Source organism: Actinoplanes sp. NPDC024001 (assembly GCF_040638955.1).
Taxonomy (GTDB): Bacteria; Actinomycetota; Actinomycetes; order Mycobacteriales; family Micromonosporaceae; genus Actinoplanes.
The window spans coordinates 1-8,136 of sequence record NZ_JBEZZB010000282.1; the positions used below are offsets into that span (position 1 = coordinate 1).

Annotated in this window: 8 protein-coding genes and 3 tRNA genes; 6 read left to right on the forward strand and 5 right to left on the reverse strand. The window is 71.9% G+C overall.

What is annotated here, in order from left to right:
* The 4 genes from AB0F81_RS49345 to cbiE form a co-directional block, all read right to left on the reverse strand.
* The coding region (locus tag AB0F81_RS49345; RefSeq protein WP_360211068.1) for a hypothetical protein at window positions 1-231 on the reverse strand (231 nt) is incomplete at its 3' end.
* Between the two features lie 142 nt (window positions 232-373).
* The gene (locus AB0F81_RS49350; RefSeq protein WP_360211070.1) at window positions 374-1,102 is read right to left on the reverse strand and encodes a cobalt-precorrin-6A reductase; all 729 of its coding nucleotides are present in this window, start codon (window positions 1,100-1,102) and stop codon (window positions 374-376) included.
* Window positions 1,099-1,842, reverse strand: a complete 744-nt coding sequence (gene cobM, locus AB0F81_RS49355; RefSeq protein WP_360211072.1) for a precorrin-4 C(11)-methyltransferase — start codon at window positions 1,840-1,842, stop codon at window positions 1,099-1,101. The genes AB0F81_RS49350 and cobM overlap by 4 nt, the downstream gene beginning before the upstream one ends.
* Complete coding sequence (gene cbiE, locus AB0F81_RS49360; protein WP_360211074.1) at window positions 1,839-3,035, reverse strand: precorrin-6y C5,15-methyltransferase (decarboxylating) subunit CbiE; 1,197 nt, start codon at window positions 3,033-3,035, stop codon at window positions 1,839-1,841. Before cbiE ends, cobM begins: the two co-directional genes overlap by 4 nt.
* Window positions 3,036-3,148: 113 nt before the next feature.
* Here cbiE and AB0F81_RS49365 point away from each other — a divergent pair, with 113 nt between their 5' ends.
* The 3 genes from AB0F81_RS49365 to AB0F81_RS49375 are packed head-to-tail and all read left to right on the forward strand — an operon-like array spanning window position 3,149 to window position 6,013.
* Window positions 3,149-4,732, forward strand: a complete 1,584-nt coding sequence (locus tag AB0F81_RS49365) for a ferric reductase-like transmembrane domain-containing protein (protein WP_360211076.1) — start codon at window positions 3,149-3,151, stop codon at window positions 4,730-4,732.
* Window positions 4,733-4,754: 22 nt separating this feature from the next.
* Complete coding sequence (locus AB0F81_RS49370) at window positions 4,755-5,252, forward strand: FMN-binding protein (RefSeq protein WP_360211078.1); 498 nt, start codon at window positions 4,755-4,757, stop codon at window positions 5,250-5,252.
* Between the two features lie 32 nt (window positions 5,253-5,284).
* On the forward strand, window positions 5,285-6,013 hold the full coding sequence (locus tag AB0F81_RS49375; RefSeq protein ID WP_360211082.1) for an FAD:protein FMN transferase: 729 nt from the start codon (window positions 5,285-5,287) through the stop codon (window positions 6,011-6,013).
* A 101-nt stretch (window positions 6,014-6,114) separates the two neighbouring features.
* Here the strand turns inward: AB0F81_RS49375 and AB0F81_RS49380 are convergent, their stop codons facing one another.
* The gene (locus tag AB0F81_RS49380) at window positions 6,115-7,101 is read right to left on the reverse strand and encodes a GNAT family N-acetyltransferase (RefSeq protein ID WP_360211080.1); all 987 of its coding nucleotides are present in this window, start codon (window positions 7,099-7,101) and stop codon (window positions 6,115-6,117) included.
* 118 nt (window positions 7,102-7,219) lie between these two features.
* Between AB0F81_RS49380 and AB0F81_RS49385 the strand changes: the two genes are divergently transcribed.
* The 3 genes from AB0F81_RS49385 to AB0F81_RS49395 all read left to right on the forward strand — a co-directional run bounded on the left by AB0F81_RS49385 (window position 7,220) and on the right by AB0F81_RS49395 (window position 7,480).
* Window positions 7,220-7,292, forward strand: a tRNA-Gly gene (locus AB0F81_RS49385).
* A 29-nt stretch (window positions 7,293-7,321) separates the two neighbouring features.
* A tRNA-Cys gene (locus tag AB0F81_RS49390) sits at window positions 7,322-7,392 on the forward strand.
* A 16-nt stretch (window positions 7,393-7,408) separates the two neighbouring features.
* Window positions 7,409-7,480: transfer RNA gene (locus AB0F81_RS49395), tRNA-Val, on the forward strand.
* Window positions 7,481-8,136 lie beyond the last annotated feature (656 nt).

Sequence of the window (8,136 nt, forward strand, 5' to 3'; positions counted from 1 at the left end):
GGCGAGCGCGACCGCGCCGAACGAGACGACCGTCGCCGCGGCGGCCTGCACCGGCACGGCCAGCCCGCCGGCGGCCTCGATCAGAACGCGGTCGAGCGCGGTCAGGCGCGCGCACGCCGAGCGAATCCAGAACTGGCCCGGATCGTCGGCCGCGCCGGTCACCTCGGCCAGGCCGTCGGCGACCAGCGCACGCACAGCGTTCAGCTCGGCATGCAGCGCGCGGACCGACATGATTCGAGCCTCGCACCGAAGTGGTCACTCTGGGATGTCAAATTTCTGCGCCATCCGTGCTCACGCCCGGCGGTCGCGGTGAAGGCCCGGACCCGCTGCCGGCTCGCGCGGGAGGCCCAGAGCCATGGAGAACGCGTACCGATCAAGAAAGCCGGCGGAGAGCCGCCAAGATCTCCTCAGGCGTCGACGAGACGGGACCGGCCGGCAGGGCGGGGCGATCCACCATCAGCACCGGAATCGCGAGCGCCCGGGCCGCGGCCAGTTTCGCGTCCGAGCCGCCGCTGTCCTTCGTGACCAGCAGATCGATCCGATGATCGAGCATCAGCTGCCGCTCGCTCTCGACCGTGAACGGCCCCCGGTCGAGCACGACCGTCAGGTCGCGCGGCGCCGGCGTGCCCGGCGGCTCCACCGACCGGGCCAGGACGAAACAGTCCACATCGGCGAAAGCGCCCAACTCCTGCCGCCCGGTGGTCAGGAACACCCGGCGCCCCAGCTCCGCGACGCGGGCGGCGGCCTCGGCGAGCGACGCGACCCGGTGCCACTCGTCGCCCGGCCGGGCGGTCCAGCCCGGCCTGCGCAAGATCAGCAGTGGTACGCCCGAAGCACCGCTCGCCGCCACCGCGTTGCGGGTGATGGTCGCCGCGAACGGATGGGTGGCGTCGATCAGCACGTCGATCCGCTCGTCCCGCAGGTGCGCGACCAGCCCGTCCACCCCGCCGAACCCGCCGATCCGCACGTCACCGGCCGGCCGCAGCGGCTCGCTGGTGCGCCCGGCGAGCGAGGTGGTCACCCGGTGCCCGTCGGCCACCAGCAGCCCGGCTAGCCGGCGCGCCTCGGTGGTGCCGCCGAGCAGCAGGATCCGTTTCGTCACGACCGGCAGCGGCCGGCGGAGTAGAGGTGGCTGTCCGGGAACTGCCCGGCGGTCAGCGCCGCCCCGACCACGATCACCGCGGTGCGCTTGATCCCGGCTTCCTTCACCCGGGCCGCGATGTCGGCGAGCGTGCCGCGGACGATCAGCTCGTCCGGCCGGCTGGCCCGGGCGACCACCGCGACCGGGCAGTCCGCGCCGTAGTTGCCGACCAGGTCGGCCACCACCGCGTCGATCCGCTGGACCGCCAGGTGCAGCACCATGGTGGCCCGGCTGGCGCCGAGCGTCGCCAGGTCCTCGCCGGGTGGCATCGCGGTGGCGCGTTCCGCGGTACGCGTCAGGATCACCGTCTGCGCCACCTCGGGCACGGTGAACTCGCGTCCGAGTGAGGCGGCCGCCGCCGCGAACGCCGGCACGCCGGGCGTCACGTCGTAGGGCACCCCGGCCGCGTCGAGCCGGCGCATCTGCTCGGCGACCGCGCTGAACACCGACGGGTCACCGGAGTGCAGCCGGGCCGCGTCCAGCCCGTCCCGGTGGGCGGCGACCATCTCACCGATGATCTCGTCGAGGGTCAGCTTCGCGGTGTCCACCAGCCGGGCGCCGGGCGGGCACGCTTCGAGCAGGGCCTCCGGGACCAGGCTGCCGGCGTAGAGACAGACCGGCGAGGCGGCGATCAGCCGGTGCCCGCGCAGCGTGATCAGGTCAGCGGCGCCGGGTCCGGCGCCGATGAAGTGCACCGTCATCGCGGCACCACCGACCAGACGGTGACCGGCATGAACGACCGCCAGCCGGTGAAACCACCCACCGGGGAGCCGCGCTGCACCGTGATCCGGGTCAGGTCGCCGCCGAGTTTCGCGTAGGCCGCCGCCACCACCGCCTCCGATTCCACGGTGACCGCGTTGACCACCAGCCGGCCGCCCGGGGACAGCGCGGCCAGGCAGCCATCCAGCACTCCGTCGCGGGTCACGCCACCTCCGATGAAGATCGTGTCAGGGGCCGGCAGGCCGTCCAGCACCTCCGGCGCGCGGCCGTGCACCACCCGCAGCCCGGGTACGCCGAGCGACGCCGCGTTGGCCGAGATCGTGGCCACCCGCTCGGCGGACGACTCGACGGCGATCGCCCGGCAGGCGGGGTGGCTGCGCATCCACTCGATGCCGATGCTGCCGGATCCGGCCCCGACGTCCCAGAGCAGCTGCCCGGGCACCGGGGCGAGCGCCGCCAGGGTCACCGCGCGAACCTCCCGCTTGGTGAGCTGGCCGTCGCCGGCATAGACCTCGTCGGGCAGCCCGGCCAGCGTGGCGGACGACGGCCCGTCACCGCACTCGACCGCGATCACGTTGAGCGGGTCGACCTCGCCGCCGGCCCAGCCCGTCACGACCCGTTCGGCGGGGCCGCCCAGCTGCTCCAGAACGGTCATCTCCGCTTCCGCGTAACCGCTCGCCGCGAGGAATTCCGCCACCTCGGCGGGGGTCTGCGCGCCCGCGGACAGGATCAGGATCCGCCGTCCCGGGTTGAGCCAGCGGCCGACCGTCGCGACCGGGGCAGTGACCAAGCTCACCACGTCGGTCGTGGCGAGGTCCCAGCCCATCCGGGCGGCGGCCAGCGACACCGACGACGGGTGCGGCAGGACGCGGATCCGCTCCGCGCCGAGCAGCCGGACCAGGGTCGTGCCGATCCCGTGGAACATCGGATCGCCGCTGGCGAGCACGCAGACGGTCCGGCCGGCTTCCGCCGAGATCAGCCCGGGCAACGCCGGCACCAGCGGCGACGGCCACGCCCCCCGGCGCGCGGTGACCTCGGCCGGGAGCAGGTCGAGCTGGCGGATGCTGCCGAACACCACCTCGGCGGCGGTGAGAGCGCTCCGGCTGGTGGCGGAAAGGTCAGGCCAACCACCGGCACCGAGACCGACCACCGTGACCACATCTTCGGAACGCACCCGCAGAACCTATCCCGGTCCCGGCGCTCGGAATTTTCCGGCTCACGTTGAGCCAACCGGCCGCCGTGCGCGTACAGGTTTTTGACGACCGCCGTACGACGACTGCTGAGCAGGTGAGGACCTTGGCCATTCCGGCCTTCCAGGACCAGCGCGAGCTGCCCGACGACGACGGCTATTTCTCCAGTCTGCGGGAGGACACCCGGCCCGGCTGGGACGATCCGATGCCGGAGTGGCCGCAGGCGGCGTCCGGGCAGTACCCGCAGTACCAGCCGGCCGATCCCTATCGGCGCGGCGACATCGTCGTCGAATCGCTGACCGACCCGACCGGCTGGAAAGCCGGCACCGGGGTGCCGATCCCCGAGGACGACCGGCCGCCGGCCGAGGCGACCAGCGGAAACCGGCTCCTCACCGTCCTGCTGTTCTTCTCCGGCCTGGCGACCAGCATCGCGCTCTGGCTCTTCAACACCCAGGCCGGCGCGGTCAGCGACACCACCAGCCTGATGCTTGCCGCCGGGCGGGTCACCGGCCTGATCGGCGGCTATCTGCTCTTCATCCAGCTGCTGATGATGAGCCGGGTCTCCTGGCTGGAGGAGTGGGTCGGCTCCCGTGACCTGCTGATCTGGCACCGCTGGCTGGGCACCACCCTGCTCGCCTCGGTGGTCGCGCACGTCGTCTTCATCGTCTACGGCTACGCGCTCACCGCCGACACCGGCGTCGTCGACCAGGCCTGGACCGTGATCACCACGTTCCCGGAGATGATCAGCGCGACCGTGGCGACCGGCATGCTGGTCCTGATCGCGGTCGTCTCGATCCGGTTCATGCGCAACCGCCTGCCGTACGAGCTGTGGCACCTGATCCACCTGACCAGCTACGGCGTGCTGCTGCTCGGCTACGGCCACCAGATCGCCGCCGGCGCCGACATGAGCGGCAAGTTCGCCTCGGTCTTCTGGCCCGCCCTCGGCTGCCTGACCCTCTCCGCGCTGATCTGGGGCCGGGTCGTCGAGCCGCTCTGGCTCAACGCCCGGCACCGGTTCACCGTCGCCGAGGTGGTCGGCGAGGGCGCCAACACGTTCTCCATCTACATCGACGGCAAGCGGCTGGACAAGCTGCCCGCGCAGGCCGGCCAGTTCATGCGGTGGCGGTTCCTGACCGCCAACGGCTGGTGGCAGTCGCACCCGTTCTCGCTCTCGGCCGCCCCCAACTCGCAGTGGCTGCGGCTCACCGTGACCATCGCCGGCGGGCACACCCGCAAGCTGGCCACCATGCGGCCCGGCACCCCGGTCTGGGCCGAGGGGCCGTTCGGCACGTTCACCGCGCAGCGCCGGACCCGGCGGCGGGCCCTGCTCATCGCCGGCGGCAGCGGCATCGCGCCGATCCGCGCGCTGCTGGAGGACATGCCGCCGGACACCATCGTGATCTACCGGGCCAGCCGCCCCGACGAGCTGGTCTTCCGCGCCGAGCTGGAGGACCTGGCCGAGCAGCGGGACGCCTGGGTGCGCTACATCGTCGGGTCCCGCACCGACCCGGGTCCCCGCCGGCTCTTCACCCCCGACGGGCTGCGCGGCCTGGTGCCGGACGTGAACCGGCGTGACGTCTACCTGTGCGGCCCGCCCGGGCTGGTCAACGCCGCGGTGGACACCCTGCGCCAGCTCGACGTGCCGGACAGCCAGCTCCACCTCGACCCGTTCGAGTTCTGACCCCCGTTAGGAGTCTCCAGCGATGCGACGTAGTACCGCAGCAGCCGTCGGCACCCTCACCGGTGCGGCCCTGATCCTCGGGGTGCGCCTGAGCGTGCAGCCGCCGGACGCGCCGGTGGCCGCCGCCCCGGTCGCCCAGGAGCAGTCCGAGCCCGAGGCCGTGGAGCCTTCTCCGTCGGCCACCAAGAAGCCTTCGAAGAAGAAGGAGGCGGAGAAGAAGCCCGAGGCGGAGGAGGAGGCCGGCCTCAAGGCGGGCAGCTACAAGGGCAAGGCCGTGCAGAACCCGTACGGCACCGTCCAGGTCACCATCAAGGTCGGCGGTGGCAAGGTCACCGCGGCCGACGCGACGTACCCGGACAACGGCTTCAGCGGCACCATCAACCCGAACGCGGTGGAGAAGCTCAGCCAGGCCACCCTCAAGGCGCAGAGCGCCGACGTCGACGCGGTCAGCGGCGCCACCTTCACCAGCCAGTCCTACGTCGAGTCGCTCCAGGCTGCGCTGGACAAGGCAGGCGCGTAGGGTCCAGGTTCGTGCGCCACGTCGAGCAGGTCATGGGTACGGTCGTCAGCATCGAACTGGCCGACGACCTCCCCCCTTCCGAGTTGGCGGATCTCGTCTCCGCGACCTGCGCCTGGCTGCACGAGGTCGAGGCCCGGTTCAGCACGTACCGGGAGGACAGCGAGGTCTGCCGGTTCCGCCGCGGTGAGCTGAAGCTGGCGGACTGCTCGGCCGACCTGCGCCTGGTCCTGGACCGCTGCGCCGACCTGTGGCGCGACACCGACGGATACTTCGACGCCCACGCCGGCGGACCGCTCGACCCGTCCGGCTACGTCAAGGGCTGGTCCGTCGAGGTGGCCTCGCAGCGGCTCGCCGCCGCTGGCTCGCAGCGGCACTACATCGGCGCCGGCGGCGACATCCGGATGCGCGGCGCCGGCCCTGGCGGCCGGCCGTGGCGGGTCGGCGTCCGGCACCCCTGGGAGGCGGACAAGCTCAGCTGGGTGCTCGAACTGACCGACGGCGCGGTGGCCACTTCCGGCACCTACGAGCGCGGCGCGCACGTCTTCAACCCCCGGACCGGGCAGGCCGCGAGCGGCCTGCGATCGGTCACGGTCGTGGGTCCCGACCTGGCCGTCGCCGATGCGTACGCCACCGCGGCGCTCGCCATGGGTGAGGCGGGCCTCGGCTGGCTGGCCAAGCGGGTCGCCGACGGTTACGAGTCGGCGGTCGTGACCGATGACGGGCGGGCCTTCACCTCGCCGGGGCTGCCCGTCGCTGCCTAGAGGCCGGTTTTCCCTGGCGGCCGGGTTTCTCCTGGAGGTCGGCTTCTTCTGGCGGCCGGCTTCTTCTGGCGGCCGGCTTCTCCTGGAAGCCGGGCTTTCTTCTAGAAGTCGGCGAACAGGTACGGCATCCGGCGCGGGAAGAGCGTTCCCAGCGGGCCGGCCGCGTCCTTCACGTCGCCCAGCCCGCGGGTCAGCACCTCGATCGGGTCGAGCACCCGCGCCATCGGGGCGTTGTCCCGCGGATAGTCCACCCGCCCCTCGGTGACCGCCGACAGGTCCGTGCCCCACAGCTCGGGCACGTCGTCGGTGCCGACCCGCAGCACGATCCGGGCCACCTGGTCGACGTGCCGGGCGAGGAACTGCAGCAGCAGCGCCCGGCCGAGCGAGCCGGTGCTGAGCAGCTCCTCACCGATCAGGTCACCGCCGTGCCGGTCGATCCGGTACCGCAGGGCGCCGACCACCTCACCGCCGGACCGGGCGATCGCCACCCAGACCTGGTCGTCGCGGAACCCGGCCGTCCGTGTCTCGTCGAAGACCGCGAACCCGTGCCGCTGCCCCAGCAGCCGCCGGGTCAGGCCGTCGAACGCCTCGAACCCGTCCCGCATCGGCAGCCGCTCCACCTCACCGGGCAGATCGGCGCGAAGCAGCTCGGAAAGCCCCTCCGGCGCGAACGATGCGGTGCGCCGCACGGGGATCCCGACAAACCCGAACTTGGCATAGAAGCTGGGCCGGAACGGGTAGAGGGCGCTCACCGCACACCCCTCGTCCCGCATCTGCGGCAACAGCCGGGCCAGCAGCGCCCGAACCAGCCCGCGCCGGCGAGCCGACGGGTGCGTGGCGACCGACGCCACACCGGCCATGTCATGCACCAGCCCGCGCACGTTCTGCCGCATCCGCAGCGCGGCCACCCCCGCCAGTGTGACGCCGTCCTCCTCAGCGATCAGGTTGACGGCCGTCTCGAAGAACCGCATCTTCTGCCGATACGTCTCCACCTCCGCCGGCGACCAGGGCGAGGACTTGAACGCGTACGCCTGCAGCGGGAACATCGTCGCCGGCCGCTCAGCGGCCGGAATCTGCCGGATCTCCATCGCTCTATCTTCGCCGCAGCCGTCACCCCAGGTCACGACACGCCGGGGTACCCCGGGTTGGCGTGCGCATCGCGGACAAGCTAATGTTTCCTCCGTCGCCGGGGAAGCCCGGAGACACGCGGACGTAGCGCAGCTGGTAGCGCATCACCTTGCCAAGGTGAGGGTCGCGGGTTCGAATCCCGTCGTCCGCTCGAAGCGGCCCGCCACACGGGGCCACCTCGGTGGAGTGGCCGAGAGGCGAGGCAACGGCCTGCAAAGCCGTGTACACGGGTTCAAATCCCGTCTCCACCTCGCAGAGGCAATACCAGGGCGATTGGCGCAGCGGGAGCGCGCTTCCTTGACACGGAAGAGGTCACTGGTTCGATCCCAGTATCGCCCACGAGCTTTGGGTGCCCCCTGTCCGCACAAACCGCGGACCGGGGGCGCTCGTCATTCTCAGCGCGACTTCGTCGCGCGTAGCGGGGGCTTCGCCACCCGCACCCCCGCTGCCGGTGGTTGCGCTGGGTGCCTCGCCGCCGGCTCGTCGCCAGCTTCGCTGGCCTCCGCCAGCTCGCCGCCGGCTCCCGCCGGCCCCGGGTGAACTTCCACCAGCTCGCCGCCGGCTCCCGCCTGCAATGGGCTTCCGCCAGTTCGTCGCCAGCTTCGTTGGCCTCCATCAGCTCGTCGTCGGCTTGATTCGGCGGCCCGAAACGCGCGCCCTGCTCACCACGGTCGACGGCACCGCCGCGGCTTGTGCAACACCGGCTGACAACCTACTCGCAGGCCTCACCCTGCATTTCCTGGTCCTGGCGGGCCCGCTTCCCGCCTACCTAGCCGTAGTCCATGCCGCTAACCAGCCCTTCGTAGGCCGTGCCAGCTACGGCCCAACCTGTCCTTTCAACCTGTCCAGCCGTAGCTCGGGCTGGTATCCCGCGCCGCGTAGGTCGCATCGGCTACGGCCCGGCCTAGTACTGCTACGGCGGATCACTACTTCGAGTAGTTCTGGATCGTTTCCCGGACGTGGTCACGGTTGAGCAGGTGCAGGGTTGGGACGAG